Origin of the sequence: Leclercia sp. M50 (genome assembly GCF_037150775.1) — a bacterium.
In the GTDB taxonomy this organism is placed as follows: Bacteria; Pseudomonadota; Gammaproteobacteria; order Enterobacterales; family Enterobacteriaceae; genus Enterobacter.
Window position 1 is genome coordinate 1 of sequence record NZ_JBBCPK010000102.1, and the last position, 13,253, is coordinate 13,253.

16 protein-coding genes are annotated in these 13,253 nt (G+C 54.7%); 7 read left to right on the top strand and 9 right to left on the bottom strand.

Going from position 1 to position 13,253, the window contains the following annotated elements; genetic code table 11:
- The 3 genes from WFM46_RS19645 to tilS form a co-directional block, all read left to right on the top strand.
- On the top strand, positions 1 to 1,600 hold a 1,600-nt coding region (locus WFM46_RS19645), incomplete at its 5' end, for a lysine decarboxylase LdcC (protein WP_336998309.1).
- 59 nt (positions 1,601 to 1,659) lie between these two features.
- On the top strand, positions 1,660 to 2,049 hold the full coding sequence (locus WFM46_RS19650) for a VOC family protein (RefSeq protein ID WP_103178348.1): 390 nt from the start codon (positions 1,660 to 1,662) through the stop codon (positions 2,047 to 2,049).
- Positions 2,050 to 2,111: 62 nt separating this feature from the next.
- Entirely contained in the window at positions 2,112 to 3,404 is a 1,293-nt protein-coding gene (tilS, locus tag WFM46_RS19655; RefSeq protein ID WP_336998310.1) for a tRNA lysidine(34) synthetase TilS, read from the top strand.
- A 28-nt stretch (positions 3,405 to 3,432) separates the two neighbouring features.
- Here the strand turns inward: tilS and rof are convergent, their stop codons facing one another.
- Together rof and WFM46_RS19665 are read right to left on the bottom strand one after the other, a co-directional pair.
- Complete coding sequence (gene rof, locus WFM46_RS19660) at positions 3,433 to 3,693, bottom strand: Rho-binding antiterminator (RefSeq protein ID WP_103178350.1); 261 nt, start codon at positions 3,691 to 3,693, stop codon at positions 3,433 to 3,435.
- Positions 3,680 to 3,880 (bottom strand): YaeP family protein, encoded by a 201-nt coding sequence (locus tag WFM46_RS19665; RefSeq protein ID WP_103178351.1) that lies wholly within the window; start codon positions 3,878 to 3,880, stop codon positions 3,680 to 3,682. The genes rof and WFM46_RS19665 overlap by 14 nt, the downstream gene beginning before the upstream one ends.
- 198 nt (positions 3,881 to 4,078) lie before the next feature.
- Between WFM46_RS19665 and WFM46_RS19670 the strand changes: the two genes are divergently transcribed.
- From WFM46_RS19670 to nlpE, 3 genes are read left to right on the top strand one after another with little or no spacing between them, the layout of a single operon-like run.
- Positions 4,079 to 4,624: a YaeQ family protein gene (locus WFM46_RS19670; protein WP_103178352.1), complete on the top strand. Its 546-nt coding sequence runs from the start codon at positions 4,079 to 4,081 to the stop codon at positions 4,622 to 4,624.
- Entirely contained in the window at positions 4,621 to 5,043 is a 423-nt protein-coding gene (gene arfB, locus WFM46_RS19675) for an alternative ribosome rescue aminoacyl-tRNA hydrolase ArfB (RefSeq protein ID WP_103178353.1), read from the top strand. The genes WFM46_RS19670 and arfB overlap by 4 nt, the downstream gene beginning before the upstream one ends.
- Before the next feature lie 34 nt (positions 5,044 to 5,077).
- Positions 5,078 to 5,776 (top strand): envelope stress response activation lipoprotein NlpE, encoded by a 699-nt coding sequence (nlpE, locus tag WFM46_RS19680; RefSeq protein ID WP_336998311.1) that lies wholly within the window; start codon positions 5,078 to 5,080, stop codon positions 5,774 to 5,776.
- Positions 5,777 to 5,810: 34 nt separating this feature from the next.
- On the opposite strand, the gene WFM46_RS19685 is transcribed toward nlpE, so the two are convergent.
- The 7 genes from WFM46_RS19685 to metN form a co-directional block, all read right to left on the bottom strand.
- A complete protein-coding gene (locus WFM46_RS19685) occupies positions 5,811 to 6,635 on the bottom strand; it encodes a YaeF family permuted papain-like enzyme (protein WP_263951323.1) in 825 nt (274 codons plus the stop codon).
- 56 nt (positions 6,636 to 6,691) lie between these two features.
- A complete protein-coding gene (gene proS / locus WFM46_RS19690; protein WP_103178356.1) occupies positions 6,692 to 8,410 on the bottom strand; it encodes a proline--tRNA ligase in 1,719 nt (572 codons plus the stop codon).
- Positions 8,411 to 8,521: 111 nt separating this feature from the next.
- The gene (gene tsaA / locus WFM46_RS19695; RefSeq protein ID WP_336998312.1) at positions 8,522 to 9,229 is read right to left on the bottom strand and encodes a tRNA (N6-threonylcarbamoyladenosine(37)-N6)-methyltransferase TrmO; all 708 of its coding nucleotides are present in this window, start codon (positions 9,227 to 9,229) and stop codon (positions 8,522 to 8,524) included.
- A complete protein-coding gene (gene rcsF / locus WFM46_RS19700) occupies positions 9,226 to 9,630 on the bottom strand; it encodes an Rcs stress response system protein RcsF (protein ID WP_103178358.1) in 405 nt (134 codons plus the stop codon). Before rcsF ends, tsaA begins: the two co-directional genes overlap by 4 nt.
- Positions 9,631 to 9,737: 107 nt before the next feature.
- A complete protein-coding gene (gene metQ / locus WFM46_RS19705) occupies positions 9,738 to 10,553 on the bottom strand; it encodes a methionine ABC transporter substrate-binding lipoprotein MetQ (RefSeq protein ID WP_039030286.1) in 816 nt (271 codons plus the stop codon).
- 39 nt (positions 10,554 to 10,592) lie between these two features.
- On the bottom strand, positions 10,593 to 11,246 hold the full coding sequence (locus tag WFM46_RS19710; RefSeq protein WP_039030285.1) for a methionine ABC transporter permease MetI: 654 nt from the start codon (positions 11,244 to 11,246) through the stop codon (positions 10,593 to 10,595).
- Positions 11,239 to 12,270 carry a methionine ABC transporter ATP-binding protein MetN gene (gene metN / locus WFM46_RS19715; protein WP_103178359.1) on the bottom strand — a complete coding sequence of 344 codons (1,032 nt, stop codon included), beginning with the start codon at positions 12,268 to 12,270 and terminating at the stop codon, positions 11,239 to 11,241. The genes WFM46_RS19710 and metN overlap by 8 nt, the downstream gene beginning before the upstream one ends.
- 187 nt (positions 12,271 to 12,457) lie before the next feature.
- Here metN and gmhB point away from each other — a divergent pair, with 187 nt between their 5' ends.
- On the top strand, positions 12,458 to 13,024 hold the full coding sequence (gene gmhB, locus WFM46_RS19720; protein ID WP_114387898.1) for a D-glycero-beta-D-manno-heptose 1,7-bisphosphate 7-phosphatase: 567 nt from the start codon (positions 12,458 to 12,460) through the stop codon (positions 13,022 to 13,024).
- Positions 13,025 to 13,253 lie beyond the last annotated feature (229 nt).

Consider the following 13,253-nt stretch of genomic DNA (forward strand, 5'->3'; position numbering starts at 1 on the left):
GTCGATCTCGGTGACGGAGCTGGGATCGCTGCTGGATCATACCGGCCCGCATCTCGAAGCTGAAGAGTATATCGCCCGTACATTTGGTGCCGAGCAGAGCTATATGGTGACCAATGGTACCTCGACGTCGAACAAGATCGTTGGCATGTACGCTGCGCCGGGCGGCAGCACTTTACTGATCGACCGCAACTGCCATAAATCTCTGGCGCACCTGCTGATGATGAGTGACGTGGTGCCGCTCTGGCTGTCGCCGACCCGCAACGCGCTGGGCATTCTGGGCGGGATCCCGCGCCGGGAATTTTCTCATGCGGCAATAGAGCGCAAAGTGGCAGCCGTGCCGGGCGCAAGCTGGCCGGTTCACGCGGTGATCACCAATTCCACCTACGACGGCCTGCTTTACAACACCAACTGGGTGAAACAGACCCTCGATGTACCCTCCATCCATTTTGATTCTGCCTGGGTCCCCTATACCAATTTCCATCCCATCTATGCCGGAAAAAGCGGGATGAGCGGTGAACGCCTGCCGGGTAAAGTGTTCTTCGAAACCCAGTCCACGCACAAAATGCTGGCTGCGTTTTCTCAGGCCTCGCTGATTCACATTAAGGGCGAGTACGATGAAGATACCTTCAACGAAGCCTTTATGATGCACACCACCACATCGCCCAGCTATCCGCTGGTGGCCTCCATTGAAACGGCAGCGGCGATGCTGCGCGGTAATCCCGGTAAGCGCCTGATCAACCGCTCCGTTGAGCGCGCCCTGCACTTCCGCAAAGAGGTTCAGCGCCTTAAAGATGAAGCCGACGGCTGGTTCTTCGATATCTGGCAGCCGGACGACATTGACGAAGCTGAATGCTGGCCGGTGGCGCCGGGCGAGAGCTGGCATGGTTTCCGCGATGCCGATGCGGATCATATGTTCCTCGATCCGGTCAAAGTCACCATTCTGACGCCAGGTATGGACGAGCAGGGAGTGATGAGTGAAGAGGGGATCCCGGCGGCGCTGGTAGCGAAATTCCTCGACGAGCGCGGCGTGGTGGTCGAAAAAACCGGGCCGTACAATCTGCTTTTCCTGTTCAGTATCGGTATCGACAAAACCCGGGCGATGGGTTTGCTGCGCGGATTGATGGAGTTTAAGCGCGCCTACGATCTGAATTTGCGGGTCAAGAACATGCTGCCGGATCTCTATGCCGAAGATCCCGACTTCTACCGCAACATGCGTATTCAGGATCTGGCTAAAGGCATTCACAAGCTCATTCGTCAGCACGACTTGCCGCGACTGATGCTGCAGGCGTTTGATGTCCTGCCAGAAATGAAGCTCACCCCGCATCACGCCTGGCAGCGTCAGGTGAAGGGGGAGGTAGAGACGGTCGATCTGGAGGATCTGGTTGGCCGGGTGTCGGCCAATATGATCCTCCCTTATCCTCCTGGTGTGCCGTTGCTTATGCCCGGTGAGATGATCACCGAGAAGAGCAGGGCGGTTCTCGATTTCCTGTTAATGCTCTGCTCGATTGGCCGCCACTATCCCGGCTTTGAAACCGACATCCACGGTGCCAAACGGGATGAAAACGGCATCTACCGGGTACGGGTCTTAAAAGCGTCATGACCCCTTGCACGGCAAGGGGGTTCGGATATAACGTTCAGGCACACCAATAAGGAGAGGCTATGCTGGGTTTAAAGCAGGTTCATCACATTGCAATCATTGCCACCGACTATGCCGCCAGTAAGGCGTTTTACTGCGATACGCTGGGTTTTACCCTGCAAAGTGAGTTTTACCGCGAAGAGCGTGATTCCTGGAAAGGCGACCTGGCGCTGAATGGTCAGTATGTCATTGAGCTCTTTTCGTTCCCCTTCCCGCCGGCGCGTCCGTCCCGGCCCGAAGCCTGCGGTTTACGTCATCTGGCGTTCAGTGTGGATGACATTGACCAGGCGGTAGAGCATCTTGAATCCCACGGTGTTAAGTGCGAAGCCATCCGTATCGATCCCTTCACCGGAAAGCGCTTCACCTTTTTCAACGATCCTGATGGCCTGCCGCTGGAGCTCTACCAGCAGTAACGCTTGCCTCGCCAGGGAATGCCCGGTAACGTGCCGGGCACCTTTCTGGATAAATGACGACGATGACCACAGCCGACCTTCAGCAAGCTCTTCACCCGTACCGCCGACTGCTGGTGGGCTTTAGCGGTGGCCTGGATTCCACGGTATTGCTGCATCAGCTAATGCTGTGGCGGGAACAGGAGCCGGGCCTTGAGCTGCGCGCTATCCATATTCACCATGGCCTGAGCCCCCACGCCGACAGCTGGGTCGCCCATTGCCAGCACCTGTGCCAGCAGTGGAATATCCCGCTTATCGTGGCGCGGGTAACGCTGGCGGAGGAGGGGCTGGGGTTGGAGGCGCAGGCGCGTAAAGCGCGTTATGCCGCCTTTCGTGAGGCCCTGTTGCCGGATGAAGCGCTGGTCACGGCGCAACATCTGGACGATCAGTGTGAAACCTTTCTGCTGGCGCTAAAGCGCGGCAGTGGCCCGGCGGGGCTGTCGGCCATGCCCGCGCGGGCGCGTTTTGCCGGTACCGAACAAATTCGCCCCCTCATTGGTGAAACGCGAGACTCGCTGCTGGCCTGGGCGCAGCGTTGGGATCTGCGCTGGATTGAGGATGAAAGCAACCAGGACGACAGCTATGACCGCAATTTTTTGCGTCTGCGCGTCCTGCCGCTGCTGGCAGAGCGTTGGCCGCATTTTGCTCAGGCCACCTCCCGCAGCGCCACGCTGTGCGCGGAGCAGGAGCACCTGCTGGATGAACTGCTGGCAGACGAGCTTTCAACATTAGTCTCCCCAGACGGGGCGCTGGCTATCGCGCCGCTACAGGCGATGAGTGCGGTACGCCGGGCCGCGTTGCTGCGCCGATGGCTGGCGCTGCACAGGGCGTTAATGCCGTCACGCGACATGCTTAATCGCATCTGGGATGAGGTGGTGCTGGCCCGGGAAGACGCGGCACCGCGGCTGCGTTCCGGCGAAGGTGAAATTCGTCGCTTTCGCGGTCAGCTGTGGTGGGTGAAAGTCCACGCCTCGCTGGCCGATCGGGTTATCGACTGGCTGTTGCTGGAGCGGCCCCTCTCTCTGCCGGAAGGGCTGGGTACGCTTCATCTCAAGACGGGGGGCGCTCTTCGACTGCCGCGGGCAGATGAGCCCGTGACGGTGCGCTTTCGCGCCAGCGGTACGCTGCACATTGTCGGGCGAAACGGCGGACGCAAGATCAAAAAAATCTGGCAGGAACTTAACGTTGCCCCCTGGCGTCGGGACAGCACGCCGCTTCTATTCTACGGAGAAACGTTGGTGGCAGCGGCGGGGGTGTTTGTAACGCATGAAGGGGCGGCTGAAGCGGAGCGGGGCGTAGAGCTGGAGTGGAAAACGTAACGGGCAGCAGGCTGCCCGTTACACGGGATCAGGACTCGCTCACCACAACGGTGCCGATTTCGGGATGACTGAAGCTGGCTATTTTATCGAGACGCAGTTCGCGCGTTGCGCCGCCTTCTTCCACAACCAGATACTCCACGTTCTTACGGGAAACCAGATCGTTCGCCCTGGCCTTCAGCACTTCGCCATCTTTTAACGCCAGCGTAAGAAGCAGGTGATGCTGGCAGGCGAGTTCGAGATTGTCGTAATCATCGCAGTTAATAGGTTGATAGGTATCATTCATTGACATAATCGCTCACCAGTAAATTCGCAGCAGCATATGCTGCTTTTTCTCTGACCGATTCTGAAAGCGTGTCATCCGACGCCATTTCATTCAGAACTTTCAATACACAGCCCAACGCATCGGGGATATACCCCAGATCGCCGCTGGCAATTTCCGCATACCGTTTGCGAATTAGCTCACAATAATTATCCACATCCCCTCCTGCCAGCGCACTGACTTTACTGTGAGATACCATTAAGCCTACGAAGATAAACTCGGTTTAGCAAGGTGACTATACCATACTCATTTAAGCAATATCAGCAGGTTGATGTTGCAGACATTCTCAAGCCTGTAACAGCCTTTTGGCGGAGATTTCGCTACAATGCGCACCTGATTCGAAAGGAGTTCTCTCATGGCGCTTAAAGCGACAATTTACAAAGCCGCGGTCAATGTGGCGGATTTAGACCGCAATCAGTTTCTGGATGCGACCTTGACGCTGGCGCGTCATCCCTCCGAAACGCAAGAGCGCATGATGCTGCGCCTGCTGGCGTGGATTAAGTACGCCAATGAGCGCCTGCAATTTACCCGCGGGTTAAGTGCGGAAGACGAGCCGGAAGCCTGGCTGCTCAACGATCATCTGGGTATCGATCTCTGGATTGAGCTGGGCCTGCCGGATGAGCGTCGCATCAAGAAAGCCTGCACGCAATCTGCTGAAGTGGCGCTCTTTACCTACAACAGCCGCGCAGCGGAGATCTGGTGGCAGCAGAACAAGAATAAGTGCGCCCAGTTTGCCAACCTGTCTGTCTGGTATCTGGATGATGATCAACTGGCTAAGCTGAGCGCATTTGCCGGTCGAACCATGATTCTGCAGGCAACCATTCAGGATGGCGCCATCTGGCTGTCGGATGCTGAGAATAATCTGGAAATTCATCCGGAAGCCTGGCAGTCCCGTTCATGATCGTAGTCTCCCGAACCGTCGCCCTGCCCGATCATGAAGTGGAGATCACCGCGATCCGCGCCCAGGGAGCAGGGGGCCAGCATGTGAACAAAACCTCAACGGCTATTCATCTGCGCTTTGACATTCGGGCATCCAGCCTGCCAGAGTATTATAAAGAGCGCCTGCTCGCCGCCAGCCATCATCTGATCACCTCTGACGGCATCATTATTATCAAGGCGCAGGAGTACCGCAGCCAGGAGATGAACCGGGAAGCCGCGCTTGCCCGGCTGGTGGCGGTAATACAAGAGTTAACGGCAGTGCAAAAAAGCCGGCGGGCAACCCGCCCGACACGCGCATCGAAAGAGCGCCGTCTGGCTTCTAAATCACAAAAATCGACCGTCAAAGCACTGCGTGGCAAAGTTCGAGGCCCCCAGGATTAACGGGGAGCAGGCGGGTTGAGAAAAGGAATCTGATGTGAAAACAGCAATATTTTCAGTGGTGGCTGCAGGCGCGCTGGCCATCCTGATGGGATGTCATAACCGGGCAGAGGTGCAGGCGCTGGAGCCAGCCCATGAAGAGGCGCTAAAACCGATGCAGCAGAGCTGGCGGGGCGTTTTACCCTGCGCCGACTGCGAAGGTATCGAAACCTCACTGTTTCTGGAAAAAGATGGCACCTGGGTAATGAACCAACATTATCAGGGGGCAAAGGCGCCTTCCTCTTTCGCCAGCTACGGCAGCTGGGCGCGAACAGCGGATAAGCTGGTGCTGACGGACACGCAGGGCGAAAAGCACTATTTCCGGGCGAAAGGCGAAGGGCTGGAGATGCTCAATCGGGAAGGAAATCCGATCGAGTCGCAGTTTAACTACACCCTGGCGCCCGTTAACGCTGCCCTGCCATCAACGCCAATGGCGATGCGCGGCATGTATTTCTATATGGCTGATGCGGCGAGCTTCACCGACTGTGCCACCGGCAAAAAGTTGAGCGTAGCGAATAACGCGCAGCTGGAGCGGGATTACGCGGCGGCGCGCGGAAATGATACTAAACCGGTGCTGCTCACCGTGAACGGGCATTTTACTCTTGAGGCCAACCCGGACACTGGTCAAAGCGTTAAAACGCTGATAGTCGATAAAGATGCAGCCTTCCAGGCTGGCAAAGATTGTCAGTCTCGTTGAGAAGCTGGGCCGGAGGGGGTTGCCGGCCCAATTATCAGGGCCTGAGTCCTACAAAGCGACGCGTTTTGATGTAAATTCCGGGTTTGAGATGGCCAATGTACCGTAGCTCTGTTTCAGGTTTATAGGTGGAGATATCGCCTTCACGCATATGCATCAAATCGGCAGGGCTTATCCAGCCTGATTCTGCCATCGTCAGCGGGTGACCCGCTTTCAGGAAGGCATCGCTAACAAATTCCGAACAAAACCACGCCTTTTTTTCATCTTCGCTTGTTCTGCTTAATTGTGCAGTGGCAAAGCCGCTAACGCACTGCTGGCGAAAAGTTTCTGAGAAGGGATTCAGCGAACATAATTGTTTTGTCACCATGAAGGGAACAAACTCAATAATTCCCCGATAGTTATAGCGGCTATGTTGCGCCTGTTCGGCAAATACTTTAATGGTTGCCGCTTGCTCGGGTGTCAGGTTGGGCACCCTTAAAGCGAATAATTTGTCGCTGTGCTGCATGGCATCTTCCAGGCTTATAATTTGCACCCCGTTGCCTGTCGCTTCTGCCACATCATGATTGCCGAGATAAACTGCAACGTGACTGACGGAAGAGGTACTGAGCAGGCGAATGCCAAGGGACGTAATCCCGATGCTGGATGAGAAGAGAAGATCGCCAGCTTTAAGCTCTTTTTCGGTGATTTCGAGCAGCTTTTTTTCTGAAAGAGAACTCTGGCGCTGCAGTTTGATTGCCCATTTTTTCGACTGAGCCTCTACTGCATTTGCTGCGCTTTCCTGTCTGCTGACATCAAGCGTACAGCCGGAAAATAAAAAGAGAGAGGGAACGAGCAGGCGATGCAACGCCCTGTGCATTTTCATATCTTTTACAATCCTTGTAAAAAAAGAGGCCCTGAAAATCAGGGCCTCTTACGACATCAACCTTTGATGTTTTTGATTAAATACTCAAGCACGTCACCGGTTTTAATCATCTGCTTCTCACCGTTACGACGATACTTATACTCGATTTCGTCATTATCGAGGTTACGATCGCCGATCACGATGGTGTGCGGAATGCCGATCAGTTCCATATCCGCAAACATCACGCCTGGGCGCTCTTTACGATCGTCCATCAGCACTTCGATACCCTGCGCACGCAGCTCGCTGTAGAGTTTTTCCGCCAGCTCCTGCACACGGTAGGACTTATGCATGTTCATCGGCAGGATCGCCACCTGGAACGGAGCGATGTTGTCCGGCCAGACGATGCCACGCTCGTCGTAGTTCTGCTCGATAGCGGCAGCAACCACACGGGTTACACCAATACCGTAGCAGCCCATGGTCAGGACCTGGTTGCGGCCATCTTCACCCTGAACGGCGGCGTTCAGCGCGCGGGAGTATTTATCACCCAGCTGGAAGATATGACCGACTTCGATACCGCGTTTGATCATCAGGGTGCCGTTGCCGTCCGGGCTTGGATCGCCTGCCACCACGTTACGAATATCCGCCACTTCTGGCGTCGCGACGTCGCGATCCCAGTTAATGCCGAAATAGTGTTTGCCGTCGATGTTCGCGCCAGCGGAGAAGTCGCTCATCGCGGCGACCGTGCGGTCAACCACAACAGGAACAGGCATATTCACCGGACCCAGAGAACCAGGGCCCGCGTTGACGACGGCGCGGATTTCCGCTTCCGTTGCGAAGGTTAACGGGCTTGCAACCTGTGGCAGCTTCTCGGCTTTCACTTCGTTCAACTCGTGATCGCCACGGACCAGCAGAGCAACCAGCGGGTAGGCGCTGCCTTCGGTGGATTTCACCAGCAGGGTTTTGACCGTTTTTTCGATCGGCAGATTGAACTGCTCAACCAGCTCGGCGATGGTTTTCGCGTTTGGTGTATCAACCAGCTTCATCTCTTCGGTTGCCGCAGCTCGCGGCGCTTTTGGCGCCAGGGCTTCTGCAAACTCAATGTTCGCGGCGTAATCAGAGGAGTCAGAGAAGATCACATCGTCTTCACCGCTCTGTGCCAGCACCTGGAACTCATGGGATGCGCTACCGCCGATAGAACCGGTATCAGCCTGAACGGCGCGGAAATCCAGACCCATGCGGGAGAAGATTTTGCTGTACGCTTCGTACATCTTGTCATAGGTCTCCTGCAGCGATTCCTGAGAAGTGTGGAAAGAGTAAGCATCTTTCATCAGGAATTCGCGAGAGCGCATGACGCCAAAACGTGGACGCACTTCATCACGGAATTTGGTCTGGATCTGGAAGAAGTTCAGCGGCAACTGCTTGTATGAGCTCAGCTCGTTGCGGATCAGATCGGTAATGACCTCTTCATGCGTTGGGCCGAGAACGAATGGACGATCGCCACGATCGGCAATACGCAGCAGTTCCGGACCATACTGCTCCCAGCGACCACTCTCCTGCCACAGTTCAGAGGGCTGAACTACCGGCATTAACACCTCGATAGCACCGGCGTTATTCATCTCTTCACGCACGATGTTTTCGACTTTTTTCAGGACGCGCACGCCGGTCGGCAACCAGGTGTATAACCCGGAGGCCAGCTTGCGGATCATCCCGGCGCGCAGCATCAGCTGGTGGCTGATCACCTCGGCGTCGGCAGGTGTCTCCTTCAGAGTGGAGAGCAGATATTGGCTAGTACGCATGTTGTTACGGTTCCATTTCGAAGAGTGGAACAGGCTGACCGGCAGCCTGACACAAAAAAAGTGGTTTAGTTTACCAGTGTGGCAAAGATGCCAAAAGAGAAGAGGATAAAATTACTGCGGCTCGAGGGCAAACACTTCAAAGCCCGCCGCGGTAACGCGCCAGCGAACGTTAAAATCCAGCAACAGGACGGCGTAGGTTTTCCCTGCCTCTTCCTCTTTACGGTAGGCCGGACGGGGATCCTGGGCCAGCACGTCGATGATAAATTCCCGCAGTCGAGGATAGCGCTTCTCCAGCTGGATCAACTGGGGGGTGAGCGCATCGGTAAACCAGACCGGCGTATCTGCCTGGGGGGCCTGCTGGGCGTAGCTGGCACGCGCATCCGGCAAGGCTTCTGCAAAGGGCAGGTAAGGTTTGATATCCACTACGGGCGTACCGTCCACCAGATCCAGGCTGCCAAGCTCCAGAATCACCTGATCCTTCTGGCAGCGAATGCCTTTCAGTTCGATGAGCGACATACCGACAGGGTTTGGACGAAAGGTCGAGCGCGTGGCAAACACTCCCATTCGGGCGTTACCGCCGAGACGAGGTGGGCGCACGGTAGGGCGCCAGCCGCCAGCCATGGTCTGATGAAAGATAAACAGCACCCACAGGTGGCTGAACGCTTCCAGTCCGCGCACGGCATCGGCCTGATTATAGGGCGCGAGCAAGTGAAGTTCGCCGCTACAGCTTTTCACCAGACCAGGCTGGCGTGGCACGGCAAACTTCTCTTTATAGGGTGAGCGAATAACGCCTATCTGCTCGAACTGGAATGTACTCATTTCGCCGAGACGTTAAGGGCAGAACCTACGCAAACGGCCTGACGATAGCAGCCAGGTGTGCCGCTGGTAACTTCGCAGCTGTGCAGCAGAACCGCATTGGCCTTCATTTTAGAGGCATTGATCTGCATGCGTTTACGCGCAGTAGGGATATTTGGAGGAGAATCCTGGTTGGTGGCCTGGCAAGATTCGCCCGAGACTTCACCCAGATCGCGGAACGGTTTACCCACTAAATCTTCAGCCTTGGTATAGATTCTGACCGGCGCAGGACGTGGTGCTTTTGGCTTTTCAGGCTCCACTTTCGGCGGGGTTGCTGTGCTTTTAACAGGTTCAACAGGAGATCTGCTTAGCATAGAACAACCGCTCAGCATCAGTGCTAAAAGACAGATCGGTAAAGCACGCATATTGTTTCCTCAATGAATAATCAAATCGTCAGATATTGAATCAGTTGCCTGCATAAATGACAAGACGGGCTTACGCCCGTCCTGAATGATATTACACAAAGGTAAGATTACCAGCCTTTAACTGCACCACCGTTAAAGACTTTGTTTGCTTCCTGGTAAACTTCATCAGACTGGTAAGCCTGTACGAACTTCTTCACGTTTTCCGCATCTTTGTTATCTTCGCGGGTAACGATCAGGTTAACGTACGGAGAGTCTTTATCTTCCACGAAGATACCGTCTTTCGCTGGCGTCAGGTTAATCTGGCTGGCGTAAGTGGTGTTGATAACCGCCAGGGCGATCTGCGCATCATCCAGAGAACGTGGCAGCTGTGGCGCTTCCAGCTCAACAATTTTCAGGTTTTTTGGATTCTCGGTCACGTCCAGAACGGTCGGCAGCAGGCCAACACCATCTTTCAGTTTAATCAGACCCACTTTCTGCAGCAGCAGCAGGGAACGGCCAAGGTTGGTTGGATCGTTAGGTACTGCTACCTGAGAACCGTCCTGCAGTTCTTCTAATGATTTGATTTTTTTGGAGTAGCCCGCGATTGGGTAAACGAAAGTATTGCCCACCGCAACCAGCTTGTAGCCACGATCTTTGATCTGCTGATCCAGGTACGGTTTGTGCTGGAAGGCGTTAGCATCGATATCGCCTTTGCTCAGCGCTTCGTTAGGCAGTACATAATCGTTAAACGTCACCAGCTCCACGTCCAGGCCATACTTCTCTTTCGCCACTTTCGCTGCCGTCTCTGCAACCTGCTGCTCCGCACCGACGATAACACCCACTTTGATGTGGTTTGGATCTTTTTCGTCCTGGCCACAACCTACCAGTGCCAGAGAGCCGATCAGCGCGCCTACCGCAGCAAAGGTCTTAAATTTAAACGCCATGTTTTTATCCTTAACTCGTCGAGTTTGTGTTGTGTAACGTTATTTGTGCGTAACAGCCCGGACGATGCGATCGCCAGAGAATTGAATGAGATAAACCAGTACAACCAGCAGAACCAGCACGGTATTCATAACGGTAGCATTGTAGCCAATGTAACCATACTGATAGCCGATCTGTCCCAGACCGCCGGCGCCTACCGCACCACCCATCGCTGAGTAACCCACCAGAGTAATGAGCGTGATGGTGGCCGCGTTGACCAGACCTGGTAATGCTTCTGGCAGTAAGACCTTGCGAACGATCTGCATCGGCGTCGCACCCATGGCGCGGGACGCTTCAATCAGGCCCGATGGGATCTCTAACAGCGCGTTCTCAACCATACGGGCGATAAACGGCGCCGCGCCCACGGTCAGGGGGACGATGGCAGCCTGCAGGCCAATGGACGTGCCCACAATAACGCGAGTGAAGGGGATCATCCATACCAACAGAATGATGAAGGGAATGGAACGGAAGATGTTCACCAGCGCGGAGAGCGTGCGGTAAAGTTTTGCGTTCTCAATTATCTGGCCCGGACGGGTAACGTACAGCAGCACGCCCACCGGCAGACCAATGACAAAACCGAAGAAGCCGGATACGAAGGTCATCGCCAGCGTTTCCCATACGCCGCGTGCCAGCAACCACATCATTGCCTCAGACATAACCCAGTACCTCAACTTTTACATGATGCTCTTGCAGCCAGGCGATCGCCGCCTGCGTATCTTCTTGCGTACCGTGCATTTCAGTCAGCATGATGCCGAACTTCACGCCACCGGCGTAATCCATCTGCGCGCTAATAATGTTGTTGTTCACATTGAAGCGGCGCGCAGTTTCTGACAGCAGCGGGGCATCCACTGACTTGCCGGTAAACTCCATCCGCAGCATTGGAACGCTGTTTGCTTCTGGTTGTGCCTTTAAACGTGCCAGATAGTCTTCCGGAATATCCAGATGCAGCGTGGCCTGAATAAACTGCTGCGCCAGTGGGGTTTTCGGATGCGAGAACACTTCGCTGACGGTGTCTTGTTCAATCAGTTCACCCTGGCTTATCACCGCCACACAGTCGCAGATGCGCTTAACCACATCCATCTCGTGCGTAATAAGGAGAATGGTCAGTCCCAGCCGACGGTTGATATCCTTTAACAGCTCCAGAATCGAGCGGGTTGTTGCCGGATCTAGGGCGCTGGTGGCTTCGTCACAGAGTAATACTTTTGGGTTGCTGGCCAGCGCACGCGCAATCGCCACGCGCTGCTTTTGTCCGCCGGACAAGTTGGCCGGGAAGGTGTCGTGCTTCTCGCTCAGACCGACCAGATCCAGCAGTTCGGTGACGCGGCGTTTGATTTCGTCTTTGGGCGTGTTATCCAGCTCCAGCGGCAGGGCAACGTTGCCAAACACGGTGCGCGAAGAGAGCAGGTTAAAGTGCTGGAAGATCATGCCAATCTGGCGGCGGGCTTTAGTCAGTTCTGCTTCTGAAAGCGTAGTCAGTTCCGTACCATCAACCTGAACGTGGCCTTCGGTCGGGCGTTCAAGCAGGTTAACGCAACGAATGAGCGTACTTTTACCTGCACCTGAGGCGCCAATGACGCCATAAATCTGTCCAGCCGGAACATGCAGGCTAACGTTGTTCAACGCCTGAATGGTACGGTTCCCTTGCTGGAACACTTTGGTGATATTCGAAAGTTTAATCATTAGATTATTTTTATCGTATGTAAGTTAGCCGTGGCATTTTCTGCTGCCTGATACGGGCGATGACCGTCAACAAAACGGATGTTAAGGCATCCAGACGTCTAAATCAATCCAACTCTGCGCGATGAGCACTTTCTTGCGCAGTGAAACATGAGATACTACGCAGACATCCCTATTCAGGAGCAAACCGGTGGCAAAATCAGTACCCGCAATTTTTCTCGATCGTGACGGCACAATTAATGTCGATCATGGTTATGTGCATGAGATAGACGAATTTGAATTCATTGATGGCGTTATTGAAGCCATGCGTGAATTAAAAGAGATGGGATTTGCGCTGGTGGTCGTCACCAACCAGTCAGGTATCGCGCGCGGTAAATTCACCGAAGCACAGTTTGAGACCTTAACGGAATGGATGGACTGGTCACTGGCGGATCGCGGCGTTGATCTGGACGGTATCTATTATTGTCCGCATCACCCACAGGGGACCGTGGACGAGTATCGCCAGACCTGTGATTGCCGAAAACCACACCCGGGTATGCTCACTTCCGCACAAGAGTTCCTTCATATAGATATGAGCGCTTCATATATGGTGGGCGATAAACTGGAAGATATGCAGGCAGCTGCCGCGGCAGGCGTGGGTCATAAAATTCTGGTGCGTACTGGCAAGCCTGTCACGCCTGAAGCGGAAAATGCAGCGGATTGCGTGATTAACAGCCTGGCAGCGCTGCCGGAAACCATCAAAAAGCAGCAAAAATAGGCGTTGTGGCGAAAAGGTGAGCGGTTGAAATAAAATTGTCTTTTTCCGCTTGTCAGCGCCGAAGAACTCCCTATAATTCGCCTCCATCGACACGGCGGATGTGAATCACTTCACACAGACAGCCGGGCCGGTTGAGGAGAAAAGCGAAAATAATCGCTTGACTCTGAAAGAGGAAAGCGTAATATACGCCACCTCGCAACGGTGAGCGAAAGCCGCGTTGCACTGCTCT

Bases quoted from the DNA above. Each gene is read 5' to 3' on its own strand.
- WFM46_RS19650 (WP_103178348.1), top strand. From the start codon at position 1,660: ATGCTGGGTTTAAAGCAGGTTCATCACATTGCAATCATTGCCACCGAC.
- tilS (WP_336998310.1), top strand. From the start codon at position 2,112: ATGACCACAGCCGACCTTCAGCAAGCTCTTCACCCGTACCGCCGACTG.
- rof (WP_103178350.1), bottom strand. From the start codon at position 3,693: ATGTCAATGAATGATACCTATCAACCTATTAACTGCGATGATTACGAC.
- WFM46_RS19670 (WP_103178352.1), top strand. From the start codon at position 4,079: ATGGCGCTTAAAGCGACAATTTACAAAGCCGCGGTCAATGTGGCGGAT.
- arfB (WP_103178353.1), top strand. From the start codon at position 4,621: ATGATCGTAGTCTCCCGAACCGTCGCCCTGCCCGATCATGAAGTGGAG.
- WFM46_RS19685 (WP_263951323.1), bottom strand. From the start codon at position 6,635: ATGAAAATGCACAGGGCGTTGCATCGCCTGCTCGTTCCCTCTCTCTTT.
- proS (WP_103178356.1), bottom strand. From the start codon at position 8,410: ATGCGTACTAGCCAATATCTGCTCTCCACTCTGAAGGAGACACCTGCC.
- tsaA (WP_336998312.1), bottom strand. From the start codon at position 9,229: ATGAGTACATTCCAGTTCGAGCAGATAGGCGTTATTCGCTCACCCTAT.
- rcsF (WP_103178358.1), bottom strand. From the start codon at position 9,630: ATGCGTGCTTTACCGATCTGTCTTTTAGCACTGATGCTGAGCGGTTGT.
- metQ (WP_039030286.1), bottom strand. From the start codon at position 10,553: ATGGCGTTTAAATTTAAGACCTTTGCTGCGGTAGGCGCGCTGATCGGC.
- WFM46_RS19710 (WP_039030285.1), bottom strand. From the start codon at position 11,246: ATGTCTGAGGCAATGATGTGGTTGCTGGCACGCGGCGTATGGGAAACG.
- metN (WP_103178359.1), bottom strand. From the start codon at position 12,270: ATGATTAAACTTTCGAATATCACCAAAGTGTTCCAGCAAGGGAACCGT.